The organism is Streptomyces sp. HUAS MS02 (assembly GCF_055702265.1).
This window is the reverse complement of sequence record NZ_CM146747.1, coordinates 6,132,902-6,154,796: the sequence shown is the minus strand read 5'-3', so window position 1 is coordinate 6,154,796 and position 21,895 is coordinate 6,132,902. Positions and strand designations below refer to the sequence as shown.

The 21,895-nt window shown below is 70.9% G+C and carries 20 protein-coding genes; 8 read left to right on the top strand and 12 right to left on the bottom strand.

Going from position 1 to position 21,895, the window contains the following annotated elements; translation table 11 throughout:
- Positions 1–46 precede the first annotated feature (46 nt).
- Together ACZ9QC_RS26485 and ACZ9QC_RS26480 are read right to left on the bottom strand one after the other, a co-directional pair.
- A complete protein-coding gene (locus tag ACZ9QC_RS26485) occupies positions 47–1,222 on the bottom strand; it encodes a winged helix DNA-binding domain-containing protein (protein WP_472915398.1) in 1,176 nt (391 codons plus the stop codon).
- Positions 1,223–1,341: 119 nt separating this feature from the next.
- Positions 1,342–2,874, bottom strand: coding sequence for a hypothetical protein (locus ACZ9QC_RS26480; protein WP_472915397.1), 1,533 nt, complete (start codon positions 2,872–2,874; stop codon positions 1,342–1,344).
- A gap of 461 nt (positions 2,875–3,335) precedes the next feature.
- On the opposite strand from ACZ9QC_RS26480, the gene ACZ9QC_RS26475 reads away from it, so the two are divergent.
- Positions 3,336–3,638 (top strand): hypothetical protein, encoded by a 303-nt coding sequence (locus ACZ9QC_RS26475; RefSeq protein ID WP_472915396.1) that lies wholly within the window; start codon positions 3,336–3,338, stop codon positions 3,636–3,638.
- 114 nt (positions 3,639–3,752) lie between these two features.
- On the opposite strand, the gene ACZ9QC_RS26470 is transcribed toward ACZ9QC_RS26475, so the two are convergent.
- On the bottom strand, positions 3,753–4,721 hold the full coding sequence (locus ACZ9QC_RS26470) for a GlxA family transcriptional regulator (protein ID WP_472915395.1): 969 nt from the start codon (positions 4,719–4,721) through the stop codon (positions 3,753–3,755).
- Between the two features lie 143 nt (positions 4,722–4,864).
- Between ACZ9QC_RS26470 and ACZ9QC_RS26465 the strand changes: the two genes are divergently transcribed.
- Together ACZ9QC_RS26465 and ACZ9QC_RS26460 are read left to right on the top strand one after the other, a co-directional pair.
- Entirely contained in the window at positions 4,865–5,380 is a 516-nt protein-coding gene (locus ACZ9QC_RS26465; RefSeq protein WP_472915394.1) for a protease, read from the top strand.
- Positions 5,381–5,437: 57 nt separating this feature from the next.
- The gene (locus ACZ9QC_RS26460; protein WP_472915393.1) at positions 5,438–5,938 is read left to right on the top strand and encodes a levansucrase; all 501 of its coding nucleotides are present in this window, start codon (positions 5,438–5,440) and stop codon (positions 5,936–5,938) included.
- Positions 5,939–5,969: 31 nt separating this feature from the next.
- On the opposite strand, the gene ACZ9QC_RS26455 is transcribed toward ACZ9QC_RS26460, so the two are convergent.
- The 3 genes from ACZ9QC_RS26455 to ACZ9QC_RS26445 all read right to left on the bottom strand — a co-directional run bounded on the left by ACZ9QC_RS26455 (position 5,970) and on the right by ACZ9QC_RS26445 (position 9,571).
- Entirely contained in the window at positions 5,970–6,518 is a 549-nt protein-coding gene (locus ACZ9QC_RS26455) for a hypothetical protein (RefSeq protein ID WP_472915392.1), read from the bottom strand.
- Between the two features lie 169 nt (positions 6,519–6,687).
- Positions 6,688–8,175 carry an MFS transporter gene (locus ACZ9QC_RS26450; RefSeq protein WP_472915391.1) on the bottom strand — a complete coding sequence of 496 codons (1,488 nt, stop codon included), beginning with the start codon at positions 8,173–8,175 and terminating at the stop codon, positions 6,688–6,690.
- A gap of 58 nt (positions 8,176–8,233) precedes the next feature.
- Complete coding sequence (locus ACZ9QC_RS26445) at positions 8,234–9,571, bottom strand: DUF445 domain-containing protein (RefSeq protein ID WP_472915390.1); 1,338 nt, start codon at positions 9,569–9,571, stop codon at positions 8,234–8,236.
- Between the two features lie 238 nt (positions 9,572–9,809).
- Here ACZ9QC_RS26445 and ACZ9QC_RS26440 point away from each other — a divergent pair, with 238 nt between their 5' ends.
- A complete protein-coding gene (locus ACZ9QC_RS26440; protein ID WP_472915389.1) occupies positions 9,810–11,135 on the top strand; it encodes an SGNH/GDSL hydrolase family protein in 1,326 nt (441 codons plus the stop codon).
- A gap of 117 nt (positions 11,136–11,252) precedes the next feature.
- Here the strand turns inward: ACZ9QC_RS26440 and ACZ9QC_RS26435 are convergent, their stop codons facing one another.
- The 4 genes from ACZ9QC_RS26435 to ACZ9QC_RS26420 are packed head-to-tail and all read right to left on the bottom strand — an operon-like array spanning position 11,253 to position 14,922.
- The gene (locus tag ACZ9QC_RS26435) at positions 11,253–12,116 is read right to left on the bottom strand and encodes a DUF1707 SHOCT-like domain-containing protein (protein ID WP_472915388.1); all 864 of its coding nucleotides are present in this window, start codon (positions 12,114–12,116) and stop codon (positions 11,253–11,255) included.
- 34 nt (positions 12,117–12,150) lie between these two features.
- Complete coding sequence (locus ACZ9QC_RS26430) at positions 12,151–13,200, bottom strand: ABC transporter ATP-binding protein (protein WP_472915387.1); 1,050 nt, start codon at positions 13,198–13,200, stop codon at positions 12,151–12,153.
- Between the two features lie 47 nt (positions 13,201–13,247).
- Positions 13,248–14,129, bottom strand: coding sequence for an ABC transporter permease (locus tag ACZ9QC_RS26425; RefSeq protein ID WP_472915386.1), 882 nt, complete (start codon positions 14,127–14,129; stop codon positions 13,248–13,250).
- Positions 14,122–14,922 carry an ABC transporter permease gene (locus ACZ9QC_RS26420; RefSeq protein WP_472915385.1) on the bottom strand — a complete coding sequence of 267 codons (801 nt, stop codon included), beginning with the start codon at positions 14,920–14,922 and terminating at the stop codon, positions 14,122–14,124. Before ACZ9QC_RS26420 ends, ACZ9QC_RS26425 begins: the two co-directional genes overlap by 8 nt.
- 298 nt (positions 14,923–15,220) lie before the next feature.
- On the opposite strand from ACZ9QC_RS26420, the gene ACZ9QC_RS26415 reads away from it, so the two are divergent.
- Entirely contained in the window at positions 15,221–18,838 is a 3,618-nt protein-coding gene (locus ACZ9QC_RS26415; protein WP_472915384.1) for a transglycosylase domain-containing protein, read from the top strand.
- Positions 18,839–18,977: 139 nt separating this feature from the next.
- On the opposite strand, the gene ACZ9QC_RS26410 is transcribed toward ACZ9QC_RS26415, so the two are convergent.
- Both ACZ9QC_RS26410 and ACZ9QC_RS26405 read right to left on the bottom strand, forming a co-directional pair.
- Positions 18,978–19,319 (bottom strand): GroES family chaperonin, encoded by a 342-nt coding sequence (locus tag ACZ9QC_RS26410; RefSeq protein WP_033525031.1) that lies wholly within the window; start codon positions 19,317–19,319, stop codon positions 18,978–18,980.
- 22 nt (positions 19,320–19,341) lie between these two features.
- Positions 19,342–19,671 carry a DUF3618 domain-containing protein gene (locus tag ACZ9QC_RS26405; protein ID WP_472915383.1) on the bottom strand — a complete coding sequence of 110 codons (330 nt, stop codon included), beginning with the start codon at positions 19,669–19,671 and terminating at the stop codon, positions 19,342–19,344.
- Between the two features lie 105 nt (positions 19,672–19,776).
- Between ACZ9QC_RS26405 and bcp the strand changes: the two genes are divergently transcribed.
- From bcp to ACZ9QC_RS26390, 3 genes are all read left to right on the top strand, one after another.
- The gene (gene bcp / locus ACZ9QC_RS26400) at positions 19,777–20,244 is read left to right on the top strand and encodes a thioredoxin-dependent thiol peroxidase (protein ID WP_472915382.1); all 468 of its coding nucleotides are present in this window, start codon (positions 19,777–19,779) and stop codon (positions 20,242–20,244) included.
- A gap of 161 nt (positions 20,245–20,405) precedes the next feature.
- Complete coding sequence (locus ACZ9QC_RS26395) at positions 20,406–21,032, top strand: HNH endonuclease (protein WP_472915381.1); 627 nt, start codon at positions 20,406–20,408, stop codon at positions 21,030–21,032.
- The gene (locus tag ACZ9QC_RS26390; protein ID WP_472915380.1) at positions 21,029–21,889 is read left to right on the top strand and encodes an HNH endonuclease signature motif containing protein; all 861 of its coding nucleotides are present in this window, start codon (positions 21,029–21,031) and stop codon (positions 21,887–21,889) included. Before ACZ9QC_RS26395 ends, ACZ9QC_RS26390 begins: the two co-directional genes overlap by 4 nt.
- Positions 21,890–21,895 lie beyond the last annotated feature (6 nt).

Sequence of the window (21,895 nt, the reverse complement as noted above, 5' to 3'; positions counted from 1 at the left end):
GAGTGGAAGAAGTGGTGGGCGAGGTGCGGCAAGGAGCGGGGCCCCGTCAATCGGCGGGGAGTACGCGCGTCTCCGCCGTGGTCGGGAGCGGCTTGGTCCACCAGTGGTCGTGGCGGCGGTACGGGGTGGGGTCCGCGCGGGTGGTGAGGAGGGCGTGCAGGGCCGTGGCCTCCTCCGTGAGGGTGTCCCAGACAGCGGTGGGGAGGGGGTGGAAGGCCGTGGCCTCGATGGAGTCGGCCAGGGGGCGCCAGATGCCGGCCACCTTGCCGTCCACCAGGAGGGTCGGGAGTACGTCGCCGTTCACGCGGGTCACGTACGTGCGGTACTCGGGTGGGAGGAGGCGGCCCCGGTCCGCGTAGGCCAGGAGCGTGCTGTCCCACATGGCCAGCAGGCGGGGTGGGGCGGGGGTGTCCTCCGGGGGGCGTGGGGCGCCCGGGATGTCGTACAGGGTTTGGCCGGTGTCGGTGGCTTGCAGGGTTTCCAGTTCCTCCGTCATGGCGGACAGGGCCGTTTTGATGCGGCGCTGTGGGATCAGTGCGAACTGGGCCATGTCCGCGACCGTCGCCGGGCCGAAGCCCTGGAGGTAGCGGCGGATGAGGGTGCGGAGGCCTTCGGCGGCCGCTTCCGGGTCCGTGAGGGACGGTCGCGGGGAGGCCGCCACGTACGACTGGCGGGTGTCGAAGGACCAGGGGCCGCCGGTGGGGGCGTGCCACAGGGGCGCGTAGTGGCGGAGCATGCGGTGGGCGCCGGTGTCCGGGGTGGCGGCGTCGCCGAGGTGGTCGTCCAGCCAGGTGCGGAGTTCGGCGGCCGTGCGCACGGTGCTGTCGGCGTGGTCGAGGAGGTGCGGGAGGAAGGCGTCGGTGTCGGCGGCTGTCAGGCCGGAGGCGCGGTAGCGGGGATCGCCCAGACGGGAGCCCCGGAGGGTCGGTTCCAGCGCCTCGCGGAACGGGGTGTAGTCGTCCGCGTGGACCGTGTGGACCGTGACGCGCATCAAGGTCGCCCGGACGAGGCGGTGGTCGGCGAGCGCCGCGTCCAGGGTGGTGGGGTCGAAGGGGGACAGGCGGTTCCACAGGGCGATGTACGGGGACGCCGGGTGCTGGGCCTGGAGAGCCACGATGCGTCGCATCGCCGTCGGCACGTCCAACTCGGCTCGGCTGAGGAGGAGTTGGCGGGCGAGTGTCGCTCGGTTGAGGGCGCGGGCGGTGAGTTTCGTGGTCCCCATGGGGGGATTCTCTCCCGTCGCCCTCCGCGGTTCCTGCGCCCTCTTCGGTCTGAGCCGTAGGCCCTGCCCTTCCCGGCGGGAGGAGGGCAGGGCCTACGGTCATAGGGGCCGGGCGCGCCCTATGGCGTCTTCGCCTCGCCCTTCGTCAGGAGCCACTCCTCATGCACGGCACCCAGCGGGATCTTCTTCTGGAAGATCGGTGTACCGAAGATGGAGAGCTGGAGGTTCAGGGTTCCGGTGAGGTCGATGCCGCCGTACAGGGCCCAGGAGCCCTTCGCCGAACCCGTGCCGTTCGCCGAGCCCTCGGCGGTCGCGTCGGCCTCGGCGCGGAGGTACGGGGCGATGTCGGCGGTGACGCCGACCGTGCCGTAGAGGCCGACCGTCGCCTCCGCGCCCATGGCGGCCTTGACGTCGCCGACGGCCGTGACCGTCGTCTTCAGGGGCTCTCCGGTCATGTGGGACTCGCTCACACCCTGCCAGCCCTTGGCCCAGGTGAAGTTGCCGCCGGCGCGGAAGTCACCCTTGAGGTCCTGCTCGACGTCGACCGTGACGCGACCGTCGGCGTCGACCTGGAAGTAGCAGACGAGGTCCAGGTTGACGACGATCGGGACGGGGCCGACCTGGATGACGGGATCGGCGTGCAGTTCGGCGAAGGGGATACGGATCGGCTTGCCGTCGGTCGAGCCGGCCGCGCGGCCCTTCAGCGACCACTGCGAGGCCCAGTCGCCGGTCAGGCCCAGGAACGCGCCGCCCGGCGACGAGCCCGTGCCGGCGCCGGAGCCGTCGTACGAGAAGGCGACCTCGGGGGCGAGTTGGACGAAGCCCTCGACCGAGGCCGCCGCCGAGGCGGGGGCGCCCGGCGCGGTCTCCACCGCCGCGCCCACGTCGATGCGCAGGCTGCCGAGCGGGAGCTTCGCGCCCTCGGGGCCGAAGGTGAGGTCGCCGGTCTTCGCCCAGGAGACCTTCACGCCCTGGACGAGCGGGTCGACGTCCAGGGTGGAGGGGTCGACAGGGACCGTGCCGTCCGCCTTGCCCTCGCCCAGGACGGAGTTGAGCTCGGCCGGCTCCGTCTCGACGGTCGTGCCGCCGTCCGCCGCCGTGCCGACGATCTCCGTCACCTCGGCCAGCACGCCGTCCGGGGCGCCGGGGGCGGGCGCGCTGGCTATGACGTCTCCGACGGCCACGGCGGGCTTCGGCTTCGGCTTCGCGCCTGTTCCGGTTCCGGGATCGGTTGCGGTTCCGGTTGCGGTTCCGGGATCGGCTCCCGTGTCGGTCTCGTCGGAGTCCTGGGAGGCGGAGGGGGTCCTCGACGGAGTCGCGGACGGTTCGGCGTCCGACCCGGACGACGGTGCCGTGATCACCGCCCGGCCGCTCTTGCTGTCGTACGACGCGACCTTGAGCGCGGACCTCTTGGCCTTGCCCCGGTCGGCCGCGTTCGCGTCGGCCACGGCGGTGGGGGTGGCGTCACCGGTCGGGGCGGACACGACGGCGAGTTGTTCCTCGGCCGCGCCGGCTGCGGGAGACTCGGCCGTCGTGGCGGCCGCCTTGTCGGCGGTGGAGGGGGAGTCGGTGGAGCAGCCGGTGATCAGCAGGGTCGCGACGGTGATCGCCGACAGTGCCGACAGCTGGGTGTGTCTTCTGAGCTTGTGCACGCGTGAGTCCTCGGGAGCGGTGACAGGGGGGTGCGCTTCAGGAGGGAGAGAGAACGAGGCGGTGGAGGGCGGGCATGGCGGCACACATGCCCTCACGGCAGCGCACACACGGTGGTTACCCCCCAGTAGCCACGCATGAGCATGCCAGGCTCAGGGGATGCCGTGGACCACTTCCCCCTCAGTCGGCCTGTGACCTGACTCACGCCGCTCGCCCTTGTTGTGGGTCCCAACTTCCTTCTCAAGGAGGAGAGTTGAGGTATCGGACGTCGCCGCGTCCGGACTGCGCGGCTGGTCCAGATGCACGACGTGACCCGCGCCCTCGACGACGGTGAGGTCGGTGCGGGTGCCCGGGGAGCGACCCCTCGGCATCCTCGCGGCGGCGGGGGCCTCGGGGCGCCCGGCGGGTGGCGGCGCAGTAGCCTCGGGCGCGACGGACCTGGTGCAGGACGCGGGAGGCAGTGATGGTGAGGGTTCCGACGGCGGCGGTGGCCGCGAGCGGGCTCATCGGCGGGTACGGGGTGGCTCGCTGGACGAAGAAGCGGCCGCTGGGCGGGGCGGTGCTCGCGGTGGCGGGTGCCGCGGCGGCCCAGCAGTGGCAGAAGGCGGCGGGCGGCAGGGCCGCGGGGGCGCTGACCGCCGGGTACGTGGCCGCGTTCGCCGGGTCGCACCCGCTGGCGAAGAAGGTGGGGGCCTGGCCGGCGGTGTTCGGGGTAGCCGGGGTGGTCGCGCTGGCGTCCTGGGTGGTGGCCGACCGGAAGGGGTAGCCGACGGGCGGGGTACGCCCCGAAGGGGTAGGGGGTCGGGCCGGTCGGGGGCTGCGGGTCGTCGGTGGTTGCTCGCGCAGTTCCCCGCGCCCCTTACGGGGCACGGCCCCTCCTTCAGCTCCCCCGCGGCCCAATCCCCTCCCCCCGGAACGCCCTCCGGTACGCGTACGGGCTCGTTCCCACCACCCTCTTGAAGCGGTCACGGAAAGCCGTCGGGGAGCCGAAGCCCGCCTGGGTCGCGATGCGGTCGACGGTGTGATCGGTGGACTCCAGCAGGTACTGGGCCCGACGGACCCTCGCCCGGTGCAGCCACTGCAAGGGCGTCGTGCCCGTCTGCTCTCGGAAGCGGCGGTTCAGCGTGCGGGTGCTGGTGCCGGCGTGGAGGGCGATGTCGTCGAGGGTCAGATCCCGCTCCACGTTCTGCTCCAGCCAGCGCAGCAGGGGCTCCATGGTGGTGCCGGCGGGCGCCGGGGGCAGGTCCTGCACGATGAACTGCGCCTGTCCGCCCTCCCGTTCCAGGGGCATCACACACATCCGCGCGGTGAACGCGGCGACCGCCGAGCCGTGGTCCTTGCGGATCATGTGCAGGCACATGTCCATGGCCGCGGCGGCGCCCGCCGAGGTCAGGAACTGGCCGTTGTCGACGTAGAGCACGTTCGGGTCGACGGTGACCTTCGGGTGACGGGCCGCCAGATCGGAGGCCGCGATCCAGTGCGTGGTGGCGCGCAGCCCGTCGAGCAGCCCCGTCGCCGCGAAAAGGAACGCGCCCACGCAGATCGACGCGATGCGCGTCCCGCTCGCCGCCGCGGCGTGCAGCGCCTCCGTCACCCCCGGCGGCAAGGGCCGGGTCGGGTCGGCCGTCCCCGGCAGGATGATGGTGTCCGCCTCGGCCAGCGCCTGAAGCCCGTACGGCGCGCGGACGCTGAACGGCCCCGCCTTCACCATCCCCTCCGCCGCCGAGCAGACCCGCACCCGGTACGCCTCCCGCCCGTCCGGCAGCCGCGCCCAGCCGAAGGTGTCGACGGGGGCCGACATGTCGAAGGGGATCACGTCGTCGAGCGCCAGTACGGCCACGGTGTGCATGGCGGGAGCGTAGGCCCCCGCGGGGTTCCGGCCAACAAGCCCCGGGCTTCTCCCATGTTGCCGTGGCGGCGCTGGCGAGAATCCGTTGAGGCATGGCAGTCCAGCCACTCCCCTGTGATCCTGCCCCGCCCTACCGTCCCCCTGTGACCAAGTTCCTCCTCTCCCTCCACGTGCTCGCCGCGATCATCGCCGTCGGGCCCGTCACCGTCGCGGCCAGCATGTTCCCGCCGAGCGCCCGCAAAGCACTGGCCGAACCCGACAGCGAGCGGGCGGCGTCGGCCGTACGGCTGCTGCACCGGATCTGCCGGGTGTACGGCGGTGTGGGCATCGCCGTGCCCGTGCTCGGGTTCGCCACGGCGCTGAGCATGGGGGTGCTGAAGGACGCCTGGCTGATCGTGTCGATGCTGTTGACCGCCCTCGCGGCGATGGTCCTGCTGGCGCTGGTGCTGCCCCGGCAGGAGGAGATCCTGGACGGGATCGGGGGCACTGTCCCCGACACCGGAGCCGGCACCGGAGCCGATGCCAGAGCCAGAGCCGGGGCCGAAGCCGCAGCGGGGGCCACCGCCCGACTCGCCATGTTCACCGGCGTGTTCAACCTGTTGTGGGCGACCGTGACGATCCTCATGATCGTGCGGCCCGGTTCGACCACCGGAGCCTGACGTCCTGAAGCCGCCCCCGGCTTCACACGCGCCCACCGGCGGGTGCATGATCCGGCCATGCATCCTCAGCAGACGCCCTCCCAGACCTACCTCGCCTCCGTGGCCGCCCGTCTCGCCGCCGACGAGTGCCGTACCTGGTGGGAGGAGTGGGCCGGGGTGCCCGTGCTCATCGGGCGCCGGGCCGACTTCCGGTGGAGCTGGATGGGGACGAAGCTGCACCTGTTCACGGTCGCGGCGGCCGTCCAGGAGATAACCATCCCGACCATCGAGACCTTCACCGACCAGGTGCTGACGTACGCGAAGAAGACCAAGGGCGGTCTGCCGGCCGGGATCCAGAACGGCATCGGCGCGTTCCCGGTGCTGGTCAGCGACCGGGTGGACCCGGCGGCCGTCCGCTGGGCGGAGGCCCAGCAGCGCAACAAGTGGGCGTGCATGGCCCGCCCCGTGGTGGTCGACAGCACCCAGCAGTACGTGGGCTCGTACCGCGGCACCCCGGCCATCGGCCTCGCCTACTCGTCGTTCTTCGAGCAGAAGGCCCGGCAGTACTTCTACGGCTGACGGGCGCCCGAACGACGCCCGGACGGTACTTCTACGGCTGACGGGCTCCCGGACGGCGGCCCGGCGGCGGCTGCTCGGCGAACCGGGCGGTGACCGAACCGTCCTGGGACCGGCCACCGTCCTGGGACCGGCTGTGGATCAGCCACCGCTCGTCCACCGGATCCGTCCGGAACCGGCGTGCCACCGAGGACGCGACCAGTACCCACGCGCCGAGCACCAGCGTGAAGAAGGCCCAGGACAGAGGCCATACGTTCGCGTCCGGAGGCTCGGGGTGCGCGTGGAAGGACACGTACATCAGGGCGGACGGCGGCACGGCGACCAGGAGCAGCGGCCAGGCCAGGGCGTCCCGGTGGCCGAAGTAGGCCGCGAGGAGCAGCAGGACGAGGGCGAGGACGACGCCGCCCGTGACGGTCACGGGCGTCGTCTCCGTGAGGGATCCCTCCAGCTCGGGGCGGTCGCGAAGATCCCAGGGCAGGCACAGGCGGTACGCGGCCGCGGCGAGCGCGGCGCCGAGCAGGCGGGTCAGCCAGCGTTCCGGCCAGGGGCGCGTGCGCAGGGGGCGGAGCAGCTTCTCGGTCATGCGTACGAGGTTTCCGGCACGGGAGCCGACCCGACAGAGTACGGATACTCAGACCGTACCCAGAAGACGCCAGCCGGAGCCGCGCCCCAAAGGGGCGCGGGGAACTGCGCGCCCAGCCCCCACTGAGCGCCGGCCGACGAACAACCCCACCCGGCCCCTGGGCGGAGCCCTACGCGGAGCCCTTCGCCGACAACGGCTCCGCGATGTCCTCCAACGACCGCCGCTCCGCCCGTACCGCGAGGAACGCCGCCACCAGGCCCGCCGCGCACATCAGGGCCGCGCCGATCTGGAAGGCGAGGACGGTGTCGGCGACGACGCCGGACTCTGTCAGCTCGGCGAAGATCAGCGGCCCGCTGATACCGCCGGCCGCCGTGCCGATGGCGTAGAAGAAGGCGATGGCCATGGCCCTGGTCTCCATGGGGAAGACCTCGGAGACGGTGAGATAGGCGCTGCTCGCCCCCGCCGAGGCGAAGAACAGCACCACGCACCAACACGCCGTCAGGGTCACCTCGTCGAGCGAGCCCCGGTCGAAGAGCCAGGCCGTGCCGAAGAGCAGCAGACCGGAGAGCAGATACGTCCCGGAGATCATGATTCGGCGGCCGACCGTGTCGAACAGCTTGCCGAGCAGCAGCGGGCCCATGAAGTTGCCGGCGGCGATGAAGGCGAAGTAGTAGCCGGTGTCGGAGGTCGGGACGTCGTAGAACGTCGTGAGGATCGCGCCGAAACCGAAGGTGATCGCGTTGTAGAGGAACGCCTGTCCGATGAAGAGGGAGAAGCCGAGGACGGCGCGGCGGCGGTAGCGGGAGAAGACCGTACGGGCGATCAGGCCGAAGCCGACACCGCCCCGCTGATGGATGGTCATCTCCCGGTCGGCCGGCGCCAGCGGGCGCCCCTTCTCCTCCTCGACCAGCCCCTCCGCCTCCGCGACCAGCCGTTCGGCCTCCTGTTCCCGGCCGTGGATCAGCAGCCACCGTGGGCTCTCGGGGACGTTCCGGCGCACCAGCAGGATCACCAGGCCCAGCACCACACCGAGGGCGAACGTCAGCCGCCAGCCGACGTTCGCCGAGAAGAGGTCGGTGTTCAGCGCGACGATCGACAGCAGCGACCCGCCGATCGCGCCGAGCCAGAAGCTGCCGTTGATGACGATGTCGACGCGGCCCCGGTACTTGGACGGGATCAGCTCGTCGATCGCCGAGTTGATGGCCGCGTACTCGCCGCCGATACCGAAGCCGGTGAGGAAGCGGAAGAGGAAGAACCACCAGGTGGAGAAGGAGACCGCCGTCAGCGCGGTAGCCGCCAGATAGACCAGCAGCGTCACCATGAACAGCTTCTTGCGGCCGAACCGGTCGGTCATGTGGCCGAAGAAAAGGGCGCCCGCACAGGCGCCCGCGACATACAGGGCGGCCGCTATGCCCGTGACCTGCGCGGACGTGATCGGCAGCCCGCTGCCCTCCTCGGAGAGCCGGCCCGCGATGTTGCCGACGACGGTCACTTCCAGACCGTCGAGGATCCACACGGTGCCGAGTCCGATCACGATCGTCCAGTGCCAGCGCGACCAGGGCAGCCGGTCCAGGCGCGCCGGAACGGAGGTGGTGATCACTCCCGGTGATCCCGGTGATCCCGGTGATCCCGGTGACTTCGGAGCGGTGACGGACATGGGTTCGGGCTCCCTCCACATCGAGCGAACTCGCCCCGGGTGCCCCGCCGAACAGCGGTTACGCCCCCAGCGCCCGCGACACCGTGTAGATCAGCAGCCCGGCCAGCGAACCCACCACCGTGCCGTTGATCCGGATGAACTGCAGGTCACGGCCGATGTTGGCCTCGATCTTCTTCGTGGTGTGCTCGGCGTCCCAGCTCGCCACGGTCTCGGTGATGAGGGAGGTGATCTCGGCGCGGTAGGTGGTGACGACGTGCACGGCCGCGCCCTCGACCCACTTGTCCACCTTGGCCTGCGCGCTCGGTTCGGTGGCCATGCGCGTCCCCAGCGACAGCAGGGACGCGCGCACCCGCAGCCGCAGCTCGCTGCGCTCGTCCTCGGCGGCGGACACGATCATCGCCCGTACGGCCGTCCACGCGGAGGCGATCAGGTCCTGGACCTCGCCCCGGCCCAGCACCTCGCCCTTCAGCCGCTCCACCCGCGCCCGGGTCTCCGTGTCGGACTGGAGGTCGGTGGCGAAGTCGGTGAGGAAACGGTCCAGGGCGCCGCGCGCCGGGTGCGTGGGCGAGTCGCGCATCTCGGTGGCGAAGCGCAGCAGTTCCTTGTAGACGCGCTCGCCGACCTTGCGGTCCACGAACCGGGGGGTCCAGCCGGGCGCGCCGCCCTCGACGGCGTCCATGACCTGCGTGTCGTGCAGGACCAGCCAGTCGTGGGCGCGGGTGCAGATCAGGTCGACGACCCGCCGGTGGCCGCCGTCGGTGACGACCCGTTCCAGCATCTTGCCGATGCCGGGCGCGATCTCCTGGGCGTTCGCCCGCCGGGTGATCGCCTCCCCCACCACGGCCTGGATGTCCGAGTCGCGCAGGACGGTCAGCGCGCCCCGCAGCGCGGTCGCCAGTTCGGCCGTCACCCGGTCGGCGTGCTGCGGCTCGGCGAGCCACGCGCCGAGCCGGCTGCCGATGCCGACGGCCCGCAGCCGCTGTCGTACGACGTCCTGGGAGAGGAAGTTCTCGCCGACGAACTCACCCAGGGAGACGCCCAGTTGGTCTTTCTTGGTGGGGATGATCGCGGTGTGCGGGATGGGCAGCCCGAGCGGATGCCGGAACAGCGCGGTCACGGCGAACCAGTCGGCCAGCGCACCCACCATGCCCGCCTCGGCCGCCGCCGCGACATAGCCGGCCCAGGCGCCCGCCCCCTCGTGCGCGGCCCACTTGGCCAGCACGTAGACCAGCGCCACGAAGAGCAGCAGTCCGGCCGCGATGAGCTTCATCTGCCGGACGCCGCGCTGCTTCTCCTCGTCGGCGGCGCTGAACGTGGTCATGGTGCGGTGCGAGGCGCGCGGCCCGGCGCCCTCCGCCGCCCCGGGCTGCGCTTCTTCCGCTTTCGTACGGTCCATTCACTCCACCCGTTCCCTGTCCCCCGTACACATTGTCCCGTTTCCCGTCTCTTCACCGCTCGGTGACGTGACGTGACCCACTGCATGACCGACTCCCGGAACGGAACAGGAGTTCCCCGCGTCTGTCCGGGCGGGGGAACCGATGGGGGTTCTCGCAAGCGACCCCCATCCCATGACGCATCATGGGGTGATCACATCGGAGCCCCGGGGCTCCACAGCCCGAGGAGTCACACACCGCATGACCAAGCAGCACGGTTATGCACTTCTGGCGGCCATGGCCGCCCTGATCGTGGCCGTCTCGGCCGCGATATACGTCGGCGTCGGCATCGACGACGGCACCCCGCGGCAGGAGACCTTCGCCCGCGCGCCCCACAACAGCGCCGCCCCCGCCTCCACCGGCGTCTGGGTCGGCGCCTGGGCCGCGTCGCCGAGCGGGTCCGAGCCGGGCACCGAGCGGGACGGACTCGCCGGCCGCTCGGTGCGCAACGTGGTGCACACGACCGCCGCCGGTACGAGTGCCCGTGTCACCCTGTCCAATCTCTACGGCCAGCAGCCGCTGACCATCACTCACGCCTCGCTCGCCGTCGCCGCTTCGAGCGACACCCCGGCCGCGGCGGCCGAGACCATGCGCCGCCTGACCTTCGCCGGCAACCCGACGGTCGTCATCGCGGCCGGCCGGCAGGTGGTGAGCGACGCCGTACGGGTGCCGATCCCCCACGACAGCGACGTACTGATCACCACCTACTCCCCGACCCCCTCCGGCCCGGCGACCTACCACGCGCACGCGCGGCAGATCTCCTACACCGCCGAGGGCGACCAGGTCGCGGACGTCACCGGCGAGCTCTACACCACACAGACACTGCACTGGCGGTACGTCACCGCCCTGGACGTGCTGAGCAACGAGTCCGAGGGAACGGTCGTGGTCCTCGGCGACTCGCTCACCGACGGCGTCAGCTCCACCGTGAACGAGAACCGGCGCTGGACGGACGTCCTCTCCGCACGGATCCGCGCGGCCGCCGGCTCCTCCGACACGCCCCGCTACAGCGTCGTCAACGAGGGCATCAGCGGCAACCGCGTCCTGACCGACGGCAACGGACGGCCCGCCGAGAACCCCAGCGGCCTCTCCCGCTTCCAGCGCGACGTGCTAGGCCGTACGGGTGTCAAGGCCGTCGTCATCGACCTCGGCGTCAACGACATCCTGAAGAACCCCGGCCGGGCCGACCCCGTGGCCATCACCGACGGCCTCCGCCGACTCGTCGACCAGGCGCACGCACGGGGCCTGCGCGTCGTCGGCGCCACCCTCATGCCGTTCCACGGCCACCGCGGCTACTCCGACCAGCGCGAGTCCGTCCGCCAGGCCGTCAACGCCATCATCCGCTCCGGCGACGTGTACGACGCCTACGTCGACTTCGACAAGGCCCTGCGCGACCCGTACGACCCCCGCAGCCTGCGCCCCGACTACGACTCGGGCGACCACCTGCACCCCAGCGACAAGGGCTACAAGCGCATGGCGGAGGTCTTCGACCTGGAGCAACTGAAGGGATCGGCACCGGCGAAGCTGTGACGGTCACGGCGATACGGGAGGCCGCGGCCCGTAAGGGGCGCGGCCCATAAGGGGCGCCCGTAAGGGGCGCGGGGAACTGCGCGAGCAACCACGACGCGGCCGCACCCGGCAGACGGCTCAGTCCCCTCTCCCCCGCCGCCGCTCCCGCTCCGCGTCCCGACGGTCCCGCAGGGCGTCCCGCACCTGCTCCATCGCCTCCCGATGCGCCTCCCGATGTGCCTCGCGCAGCTCATGCGGGTGGTCGCGATGCGACGCGTGCAACTCGCGCCGCGCTGCACGGCGTTCCAGCCGTTCCTGCCGACGCGCCTCCTTCAACCGCTGGCGCTCGGCCTTGGGCACCTTGCGTTCCACCCCGACCCCGCCCCAGAACGCGAACCCGGTGAGCACGACCCGCGGAGCGCCCGGCTCCCCGGGCACCCCCTCCTCGCCGTGGTCGAAGCCGCCCATGATGCCGATGCCCCGGACGACGACCTCGACCCCGGGCGGCACGATCACATTGATCCCACCCATGATCGCCACGCAGTTGATGACGACCTCACGCTCCGCGAAGTACGCGTCCCGCAGGTCCAGTTCCCCGCCGCCCCAGAACGCGAAGCAGTCGAACCGCGCGGGCACGGTCCACCGCCCCTTGCGCTCGAACCCGGACATGATCGCCACACCCCAGGTCGACGACCCGTCGCCCCCGACGATCCGCTCCGGCCAACTCGCGTCCTCCGCAGGCCCCTTGACCAGGGACACGGGCGGCTGCGGCACGACGGCCGGCGGCGCCACCGCCCCCGCGCCGGGCAGATCCCGGGTGATCGGCGCCAACTCGCCGTAGGTCCGCGCCTTGTACGTCGCGTCCAGTCGCTCCTCGAACTCCTCCATGTCGAGCCGCCCCTCCGCGAGGGCGTCCCGCAGCTGCTCGGAGACTCGTTCACGATCGGCGTCGGAGGCACGAAGGTCCGCGGCGGCCGGAAGATCCGGCAGGTCGTCCGTCATACGAATCAGCCTACGAGGAACCCCGTACGGGCGGCTACGACACCGCCGCCCCGGGCTCCCCCACCCCTCCCTCCTCCCTGCCCTCGACCCCGCTCCCCACCCGCTCTGCCTGCTGCGCGTACATCTGGGCGATCACGGCCTCGATGTCCGGCTCCCGCACGGAGAGGTCCACCAGCGGATACGCGGACGCGATCCGGGCCACCAGCGGGGCCGCCGACTCCGACGCCGGGAACGCCAGCCACTGCCGGGGCCCCTCCACCCGTACGACCCGGGCGGGCGCGGCCTCGATCGGCGGCAGCTCTCGCTCCAGGTCCACGACGAGTGTCCGCTCGCTCTCGCCCACCTCGTGCAGCCCGGTCAGTGGTCCGTCGTACATCAGACGCCCGTGGTCGATGACCATCACCCGGCGGCACAGCTGCTCGATGTCCTGGAGGTCGTGCGTGGTGAGCAGCACGGTCGTGCCCCGCTCGGTGTTGAGGTCCTTGAGGAACTCACGGACCTTGGCCTTGCTGATGACGTCGAGCCCGATCGTCGGCTCGTCCAGGTACAGCACCTCCGGGTCGTGCAGCAGGGCCGCCGCGATGTCCCCGCGCATCCGCTGCCCGAGCGAGAGCTGCCGTACGGGCACGTCCAACAGCTCGCCCAGTTCGAGGAGCTCGACACACCGGTCGAGGTTCTCGCGGTAACGGGCGTCCGGGATGCGGTACATGCGGTGCATCAGCGCGTACGAGTCGATGAGGGGGAGGTCCCACCACAGGGTCGTCCGCTGCCCGAACACCACCCCGATCCGCCGGGCCAGCCGTGTCCGTTCCCGGGACGGGTCGATCCCGGCGACCCGCAGCCGTCCTCCGCTCGGCGTCAGGATCCCCGTCAGCATCTTGATGGTGGTGGACTTCCCGGCGCCGTTCGGCCCGATGTAGCCGACCATCTCGCCGCGCGCCACCGTGAACGAGATCGAGTCGACCGCCCGCACCTCACGCCGCTCCCGGCGCAGGAACCCGGTCTTCCTGCGGACGTCGAACACCTTCTCGACGCGGTCGAGTTCGATGAACGCGCTGTCCGTCGCGATCGCACCGTCCGTCACGAACGCACTGTCTGTCACGCATGCCTGCCGGCCGCTGTCTGTCACGCTCAGCTCCCTGTACTCCGATACGAACGCAGCCCCGCCCGCCAGGCGACCCCCGCCAGGGCGCAGCAGGCCACGCCGACCAGCGGGGGCGCGAAGGCGAGCCAGGCCGGCAGGTCGAGGGGGTAGGGGCGGCCCAGGACGTACAGTCCGGGCACCCAGTTGACGAAGGCGAGCGGCAGGACGAAGGTCACGCCGCGCACCAGGTCCTTGGCGAAGAGCGCCGGCGGGTACTGCAGGAGGGTCACGCCGCCGTACGTGAAGGCGTTCTGCACCTCGGAGGCGTCCTGCGCGACGAACTGGAAGGCCGCGCCCGCGACGAACACCGCGGCGAAGATCAGCCCGCCGCTGCCCACCATCAGCGGGATCATCAGCACCTTGGCCGGGGTCCAGGCGATGTCGAGGGTGACCAGGGCGTAGCCGAGGACGAACAGCCCCTGGGTGATCCGGCCGAGGCGGCGCAGCGCGAACTTGTCGGCGGCGACCTGGGCGAGCACCGGCACGGGGCGTACGAGGAGGGTGTCCAGCGTGCCGTCGCGGACTCGGCGCCCGAGCCGGTCCATCGAGCCGATCATCAGATCCGCGAGGCCGAAGGCGACGGCGGAGGTGCCGTACAGCAGGGCGATCTCGGGCAGGGTGAATCCGCCCAACTCGTCGACCTGGGAGAACATCAGCAGGATTGCGACGAAGTCGAAGGAGGTCGCCGCGAAGTTCCCGAAGGTCGTCATGGCGAAGGACGCGCGGTAGGCCATCGTGGAGCGGATCCACATGGCGGCGATCATGCGGTAGGCGCGCAGCCCGTCGCGGACACGGCTGTACGTGCCGTACTCGGCGAACGGGTCCTCCCGCTCGGCGCCCGTGACGGGGCGCTCGTCCACGTCAGCCACCCTGGACCACCACCTTCCGGGTCGCCGCCGACTGGATCAGCCGTCCGACCGCGAGCAGGGCCGCCGCCCAGGCGAGCTGGAAGGCGTACGTCCCCAGCGGGTCTGCCTCGCCGAGCAGGACGTCCGCCGGGGCCTGGAGCAGCGCGGACCAGGGCAGGACGCGGGCGAGGTCGCCGAGCGCGCCGGGGAAGACGTTCAGCGGGAGGAGCATCCCGGAGAAGAAGACTCCGGTGAGCCAGGTGATCTGCATCGCTCCGGCGCCGTCGAGGAGCCAGAAGGCCCACAGCGCGACGATGTAACGGATCGCGAAACTGACGAGAGCGCCGAGAGCGACCGCGACGAGACAGGCCAGCCACGGCAGCGGGCCGGAGGGCAGGGCCAGGTCGAAGAAGAGCGCGCCGCACAGCATGGGCACGACACCGCGTCCCAGCAGCTGGAACAGGGCGCGGCCCATGTCCGCGGCGAGCCACCACAGCTGGAGGTCGACGGGCCGGTACAGGTCGACCGCGATGTCGCCCGTCCGGATCCGCTCGATCAACTCCTCCTCGAAGCCGACGCTTCCCAGCACCATGACCGCGAACATCGCCTGGCCGACCCATACATAGGTGAGGGCCTGTGCTTGGTCGTAGCCGCCGAGGTGGGGCTTCTCGTGCCAGAGGGCCTGGTAGGTGTATGCGAGGATGAAGCCGAAGACGGTGTTGGTGAACACCCCCGCGGCGGTGGCCACCCGATATGTCGCGTACCGCCTGAAACCACCGGCGGCGACGGCGGCGTACAACCGCCCTGTGCCCACGAGGAAACCCCCATCCGCTGCGAAGAGTTAGGCGAAAGGCCGAGGCCTGGACCGATTCGGGCCGAAGCGAAGAAGCCTAGTCCGTGGCCGGAGTGGCCTGCCACGCGTTTTCGGGGCGGACAGCGGGGCGGACGGTGGCGCTCATGAGGCGTGCGGGGCACGTGCCGGGATCCGGGAACGGATCGCACGGTACGAGAGTCTTCACTCAAGGGCGCAGAACCGGCCCGGAGTGGGCGCAAAGCGTACGAGTCCGTACGGAAATGAACGTACGACGCGGAAACAGGAGCACGGCAGCACGATGAGCGACGAGCCGCAGCCGAAGCGGAACGGCCCGGGCTGGGCACCGAGAGACCCGGAGCCACGCACTCCGGGCACACCTCAGGGACCCGGTGCCGACGCCGACGCCGCCAGGAAAACGCCCACCGGCAACGCCGGCCCGGCCTCCGGCAAGGGAGCCGCGACCGACGGACAGCCGAACGGCCGACCTCCGGCGAACCCCGGCGCCCGCCCCGGAACACCCTCCGAAGGCACCCGGCCTTCCGGCCCGCGCTCCGGCACGGCTTCCGACGCGTCCGGCGCGCCTGGCACTTCCGGCATTTCCGGCGACGGGAGGCCTGGCGCGGCCCCCGGCGGACAGCCCGACCCGACTTCCGGCGCACGCTCAGGCAAGGCAGCCGGTGCTTCCGGTGCCTCTTCCGGGGCCTCCGGTGCCAGCGGGAGGCCCGGCGGCCGGCCCGGCTCCGCGTCCGGCACGCGGCCGGACGGACGGCCCGGCGCGGCGGCCGGCGGCCGGCCCGGCTCCGCCCCTCCCACCTCGGCATCCGGCGGGCAGACCGGTGCGGCAGCCGGCCAGGCGCCGCGGACCGAGTCGGCGTCACCCTCCGACAACAGGTCCACCGGCGCGCGCGACGGCCAGCGGGCCGACGACCGAAACGGCCGGCCCGCCGGGACGCGCGACGGCCGGCAGACCGGCGGTCGCGGCGGCCAGCCCGCACTCGCTCGGGACGGTCAGTCCGCCGGGGCCCGGAACGGTCAGTCCGCCGGCGCTCGGGACGGCCAGACCGGTGGCGCGCGCGGTGGCGACTCCGCAGGCGGCCGTGACGCCGGGCATGACGCGGGGCGCGACGGCAAGGCGGCCGGGGTTCCGGACGCCCGGGCCGCGAGGGCCGCCCGCGCGGCCCGCGCCGCCAAGGCCGCCGGGCTCGCCGGGTCCACGGGGGCCGCGGGATCCGCAGCTTCTGCCGGCGCGGCGGGCGGCGCCGTCCCGACCGGACCCCGCGACGGCGACACCGCCGCGACCTCCGGCAGCAAGGCCACCGGCGCCCAGACCCCCCGTACCCCCACCCCCGGCGCGGCACCGGGCGGCCCCGCCGACGACACCCCCACCACCACCCTGGGGATCACACCGGCCGCCCCGAAGCCGGCCGCCGCGCCCTCCCGGCCCGGCGCCGACACGCCCACGCAGGCGCTCGGCGTCATCTCCGCCGAGAAGGCGACCCCCACCACCGGCCCCACGGCCACCGCTGCGACCGCGTCCGCCGCCGCACCCGCCGCCGTGCCCGACATCACCCCGGCCCCCGCCGGCGGCGGCAAGGGCAAGAAGCCCAAGCGGCCCAAGCGCACCGGCTTCAAGCGCCTGATCCCCACCTGGCGCATGGTGCTCGGCGCCTTCGTGCTCGGCATCATGCTGATCGTCGGCGCCTTCGTGCTGGGCTACAACATGGTCCACATCCCCAAGCCGCAGGACGCCGCGACCAAGCAGAGCAACGTCTACCTCTACGCGGACGGCACCCAGATCGCCCGCGACGGCGAGGTCAACCGCGAGAACGTCCCGCTGTCGAAGGTCTCCAAGGCCGCCCAGCACGCCGTACTGGCCGCCGAGGACCGCGACTTCTACTCCGAGCCGGCCATCGACCTCAAGGCGATGGTCCGCGCGGCCTGGAACACCGCGACCGGCAAGGGCAAGCAGTCCGGCTCCACCATCACCCAGCAGTACGTGAAGAACTACTACCTGGCCCAGGACCAGACCGTCACCCGCAAGGTGAAGGAGTTCTTCATCGCGATCAAGCTGGACCGCGAGGTCACCAAGGACGAGATCCTGGAGGGCTACCTCAACACCAGCTTCTTCGGCCGCAACGCCTACGGCATCCAGGCCGCCGCCCAGGCCTACTACGGCGTCGACGCCGACGAACTCACCGCCGAGCAGGGCGCGTACCTCGCCGCGCTCGTCAACGCGCCGAGCATGTACGACGTGGTCGCCCACCCGGAGAACAAGGGCGCGGCGGTCGCCCGCTGGAACTACGTCCTCGACGGCATGGTGAAGGAGGGCTGGCTCAAGCAGTCCGAGCGCACCGGCGCGAAGTTCCCGATGCCGAAGCAGGCCACCACCTCCACCGCCTTCTCCGGCCAGCGCGGCTACCTCGTCGAGGCCATCAAGTCGTACCTCTACGACCACAAGATCATCGACGAGGAGGCGCTGGAGAACGGCGGTGGCTACCGCATCACCACCACCATCCAGCCCAAGATGCAGAACGCCTTCATCAAGGCCGTCGACGACCAGCTGATGGACAAGCTCGACAAGAAGAACCGCAAGGTCGACAACTACGTACGCGCCGGCGGTGTCTCCATCGACCCGAAGACCGGCAAGGTCATCGCGATGTACGGCGGCATCGACTACACCAAGCAGTACGTCAACAACGCGACCCGCCGTGACTTCCAGGTCGGCTCCACCTTCAAGCCGTTCGTGTTCACCGCCGCCGTGGAGCACGCCTCCAACACCCAGAGCGGCCAGGCGATCACCCCGAACACCGTCTACGACGGCACCAACAAGCGCCCCGTGACGGGCTGGCCCGGCCCGGCGTACGCCCCCGAGAACGAGGACTACGTCAACTACGGCAACATCTCCGTCCGCCAGGCCACCGAGAGTTCCGTGAACTCGGTGTACGCGCAGATGGCCGTGGACGTCGGCCCCGAGAAGATCGAGAAGACCGCGATCGACCTCGGGCTGCCCAAGAACACACCGGACATGAACCCGTACCCGTCCATCGCCCTGGGCACCGCCACCGCGAGCATCCTCGACATGACGGAGGCGTACGCCACGCTCGCCAACCACGGCAAGCACGGCACGTACACGATGATCGAGAAGATCAGCAAGGACGGCGAGGTGATCAAGCTCCCGAGCACGGAGTCCACCCAGGCCGTCAGCCGCAAGGCCGCCGACACCACCACCTCCGTCCTGCAGAGCGTCGTCCAGAACGGCACCGCCACCGCCGCGCAGGCCTCCGGTCACCCGGTCGCCGGCAAGACGGGCACCGCCGAGGAGGACAAGGCGGCCTGGTTCGCGGGCTACACCCCCGATCTCGCCACCGTCGTCTCCGTGATGGGCCAGGACCCCAAGACGGGCGTCCACAAGCCGCTCTACGGCGCGATGGGCCTGCCCCGTATCAACGGCGGTGGAGCGCCCACCCAGATCTGGGCGCAGTTCACCAAGGCCGCCCTGAAGGGCAAGAAGGTCAAGGAGTTCGACCTCGACCTCCAGGTCGGCGCGGACGTCGTGATCACCCCGCCCAGCACCCCGGCCGACGAGCCCGACGCCACCGGCGACGAGGAGACCGGCGGCCCCACGGGCGACGAGGAGACCGGCGGCCCGACGGACGACAGCACCGACAACGGCACCACCACCACCGGCGGCACACCCACGACCGACGGCGGCACGAGTTCCACGGGCGGGGCGACGACCGACGGAGGCACGGCTTCCACCGGCGGCACCTCGACCGACGGCGGAGCGACCTCCACCGGCGGAGGGACAGCCGACGGAGGAGCCTCCTCCACCGGCGGCGGAGCCACAGCCGACGGAGGAACCGGGGACGGCGGAGCGAACTCGGGAGGCGACACCTCCGTGGGGCCGTTCGGGTAGCCCAAGCAGAAGGCGGTGGGGGCTGGTGACCAGGTCACCAGCCCCCACCGCCTGTCACAGCCCGCGCATCAGAGACGCATCGCAGAGATACATCTACGAGTCAGACATACATCGCAGAGATGCGTCTCAGAGACACGTCTCAGAGATACAGGCCCGTGGAGTCCTCCGACCCCTCGAACCGGTCCGCGGCCACGGCGTGCAGATCGCGCTCCCGCATCAGGACGTACGCCACACCCCGCACCTCCACCTCGGCACGGTCCTCGGGGTCGTAGAGGACCCGGTCGCCGGGCTCGACGGTCCGGACGTTCTGGCCGACCGCGACGACCTCGGCCCAGGCGAGACGCCGGCCGACGGCCGCCGTCGCGGGGATCAGGATGCCGCCGCCGGAACGCCGCTCGCCCTCGGCGGTGTCCTGCCGCACGAGCACGCGGTCGTGCAGCATCCGAATGGGCAACTTGTCGTGCTGGGTCTTCTCGCTCACACTCCGAACCTACCTGTCCTCGTCAGACCCGACGACGCCGAGTGCCGAGGGCGAGGAGCCCCACCACCGCGACGACCACGAGGGCGACGGGCACGATGCGCTCGACCCGGGGCGCGCCGTCCTCGTCGACGAACTGGCCCCTGACGTCACTGACCACCCGGTTGACCGAGACGTACGCCGCGCCGAGGGTGTGGTCGATGTTGGAGACGACCTTGGCCTTGGCGTCGCCCACGATGGTCTTGGGATGCACCCGAACGCCGATCTCGTCGAGCGTCTCGGCGAGGTTCTCGCGGCGGCGCTTGATGTCCGCCTCGATCTCGGCCGGGGTCCTGATGTCCGAGCTCTCCGCCACCGCGCGGCCTCCCGTAGTCGGTTGTCCCTGAAATCCCTTGGTTCCGCACAGTCTGTCAGCTCCACCCGGCACGGGACCGCCAGGGCCCGCCATTACGCTGGACCGATGAGCGAGCGACTCCAGCCCGGGGACGTGGCCCCCGCCTTCACCCTCCCGGACGCCGACGGCAACGAGGTGTCCCTGTCCGACCACAAGGGCCGCAAGGTCATCGTCTACTTCTACCCGGCCGCCCTGACCCCGGGCTGCACCAAGCAGGCCTGTGACTTCACCGACAACCTGGAGCTCCTCGCGGACGCCGGGTACGACGTGATCGGCATCTCCCCCGACAAGCCCGAGAAACTCGCCAAGTTCCGTGAGAAGGAGTCCCTGAAGGTCACCCTTCTCGGCGACCCCGACAAGACGGTGCTGGACGCGTACGGGGCCTTCGGCGAGAAGAAGAACTACGGCAAGACGTACCTGGGCGTCATCCGCTCCACGATCATCGTCGACGAGGAGGGCAAGGTGTCACACGCCCTCTACAACGTCCGCGCGACGGGCCACGTGGCGAAGATCATCAAGGACCTGGGTATCTGACCCCCACTACCGCCCCACCTCCGTCCCCCACCTCCGCCCCACAGAACGGCCCGCACCGGATCACCCCGGTACGGGCCGTTCCGCATTTCGTGCGTGACTGTCCGATTTACGGCTCGTTACTCCGTACGAGACACGAACAGGCGGCCTGGAACGGAGAAATCATGACCGTCAGGTTCACCCGCGAACTGCTGGAGGAAGCAGCACGCGAGACGACGCACATCGACGAGGCCGTTCGGTGGTGCGGCGGCAGACCGACTCCAGGAAGCAGGCGCTACCTACGCCAGAAGATGGCCCAGGCCGACGTGGACATCTCGCATTTCGCTACACGCCGGGTCCGGCACACGGAAGAGCGCCTACGTGCTGCCGTGGCGGAGTCGACCAGTGTCAAGGACGCAGTGCGCCACCTCGGAATCAGCCAGGTCGGGGGCAACCAAACTCACATCAGTCGCCGGATCGCCACGCTCGGAATCGACACTTCCCACTTCAACTCCGTGCGCAAAGGGCGCCCGAAGGGATCACTCGGCGACCCGCTCACCCTGCGCAGCCCCGACGACGGAAGGGTCCCAAGCGACCGACTGCTCCGAGGGCTCCTGCGCAGGGGAGTTCGCGAATCCTGCGCGTCATGCGGCACAGGGCCGGAGTGGAACAGCAAACCGCTCCGCCTCGAAGTCGACCACATCAACGGCGACTGGTGGGACAACCGCCCGGGGAATCTACGGCTGCTGTGCCCCAACTGTCATGCCACGACCGACACTTACCGGGGACGGCGGAAGCGGAAGAGCGCATGAGCAATCTCAAGTACACCAAGGACGTACTGATGAGGACTGCGGCCACCTCGACCAGCCTGGTGGACATGATGAGGCGGCTGGGCACGACTTTGGGCAGCGGTCCTCGGCGCTACCTGCGCCGCAGACTGGAGCACTACGGGATCGATACCTCACACTTCGTCGAAGAGCCGCTTCCGCCCCGAGAGAAGCGGTCCTATTCACGCGAACTACTGGAAGAGGCGGCGGCCCACTCGCACAGCATCCGCGAGATGTTCGAGTATCTGGGCTATCCGCCGGAGGACAGTCCTTACTGGCTCGTCAAAAAGCGACTTCACCAATACGGCATCGACACGTCGCACTTCTCACGTAGTCGTGGACGCACTGTCGAAGCTCTTCCCCCGGACGTTCTCGCTTCAGCGGCTGCCCGAGCCACCAGCGTTGCCGGCCTGCTCAAGATCCTCGGCTATCACCACACCAATGGTGCCGCCCGCACACGAGTGAAGCGCACTCTCCTGGCACACGGCATCGCCACTGATCACTTCACCGGGCAGGGCCACTTTCGCGGCACTGTATCGCGGCACCGAAAGTCTCCCGACCAGATCCTGCGCCGATTGGAGCCGGGCTCGAACCGCACCAGGACCGCTCTGCTGCGTCGCGCCCTCGATGACCTCGGTGTGCCGCACGTCTGCACCGCGTGTGGCATCGGCGACATCTGGCAAGGCAGGACACTGGTCCTGGAGATCGATCACATCAACGGCGACCGGTTGGACAACCGTCGCGAAAACCTCCGGTATCTGTGCCCCTCCTGCCACAGCCAGACAGCCACTTACGCAAACCGATCCAGCCGCGTTCCACGTCCCCGAGGCCCGGTAGAGTAGGCGACG

Excerpts from the sequence above, each read along its gene's own strand:
- ACZ9QC_RS26445 (WP_472915390.1), bottom strand. The coding sequence starts at position 9,571 with ATGGACCGTACGAAAGCGGAAGAAGCGCAGCCCGGGGCGGCGGAGGGC.
- ACZ9QC_RS26450 (WP_472915391.1), bottom strand. The coding sequence starts at position 8,175 with ATGTCCGTCACCGCTCCGAAGTCACCGGGATCACCGGGATCACCGGGA.
- ACZ9QC_RS26455 (WP_472915392.1), bottom strand. The coding sequence starts at position 6,518 with ATGACCGAGAAGCTGCTCCGCCCCCTGCGCACGCGCCCCTGGCCGGAA.
- ACZ9QC_RS26440 (WP_472915389.1), top strand. The coding sequence starts at position 9,810 with ATGACCAAGCAGCACGGTTATGCACTTCTGGCGGCCATGGCCGCCCTG.
- ACZ9QC_RS26475 (WP_472915396.1), top strand. The coding sequence starts at position 3,336 with ATGGTGAGGGTTCCGACGGCGGCGGTGGCCGCGAGCGGGCTCATCGGC.
- ACZ9QC_RS26485 (WP_472915398.1), bottom strand. The coding sequence starts at position 1,222 with ATGGGGACCACGAAACTCACCGCCCGCGCCCTCAACCGAGCGACACTC.
- ACZ9QC_RS26390 (WP_472915380.1), top strand. The coding sequence starts at position 21,029 with ATGAGCAATCTCAAGTACACCAAGGACGTACTGATGAGGACTGCGGCC.
- bcp (WP_472915382.1), top strand. The coding sequence starts at position 19,777 with ATGAGCGAGCGACTCCAGCCCGGGGACGTGGCCCCCGCCTTCACCCTC.
- ACZ9QC_RS26435 (WP_472915388.1), bottom strand. The coding sequence starts at position 12,116 with ATGACGGACGACCTGCCGGATCTTCCGGCCGCCGCGGACCTTCGTGCC.
- ACZ9QC_RS26415 (WP_472915384.1), top strand. The coding sequence starts at position 15,221 with ATGAGCGACGAGCCGCAGCCGAAGCGGAACGGCCCGGGCTGGGCACCG.
- ACZ9QC_RS26470 (WP_472915395.1), bottom strand. The coding sequence starts at position 4,721 with ATGCACACCGTGGCCGTACTGGCGCTCGACGACGTGATCCCCTTCGAC.
- ACZ9QC_RS26460 (WP_472915393.1), top strand. The coding sequence starts at position 5,438 with ATGCATCCTCAGCAGACGCCCTCCCAGACCTACCTCGCCTCCGTGGCC.
- ACZ9QC_RS26395 (WP_472915381.1), top strand. The coding sequence starts at position 20,406 with ATGACCGTCAGGTTCACCCGCGAACTGCTGGAGGAAGCAGCACGCGAG.